Origin of the sequence: Idiomarina sp. Sol25, from assembly GCF_033052775.1 — a bacterium.
Taxonomy (GTDB): domain Bacteria; phylum Pseudomonadota; class Gammaproteobacteria; order Enterobacterales; family Alteromonadaceae; genus Idiomarina.
Genome location: NZ_JAUPEW010000225.1, coordinates 1 through 241, shown reverse-complemented (window position 1 = coordinate 241; position 241 = coordinate 1). Strand labels below are relative to the sequence as shown.

At 53.1% G+C, this 241-nt stretch carries 1 protein-coding gene; it reads right to left on the bottom strand.

Annotation, left to right across the window (positions count from 1 at the left end; translation table 11 throughout):
• On the bottom strand, positions 1-241 hold a 241-nt coding region (locus tag Q5L94_RS14090; RefSeq protein ID WP_317498972.1), incomplete at both ends, for a hypothetical protein.

Here is a 241-nt window from a genome sequence, read left to right as displayed (position 1 = left end):
ACTAGGTGAAATTTTGATGCAGGTTCGAGATCAGCTACAAACGGACTAATGCTGCAACGCAGGTTTGTCCCGCACACCACCAGTTCGCCGCCAACTTGATTTCGCGCCCGCAGCAAATGTCGGCAATGCGGGATGCGACTGCAGCATTTTGACCGGTCGATGAAAGGCAGGTCTGGGCCGTGAATGTCAGGCAGCTGAAGTTGGAGGGACCATTCTTTTATCTGCTTCAGCAGTTTCGCCA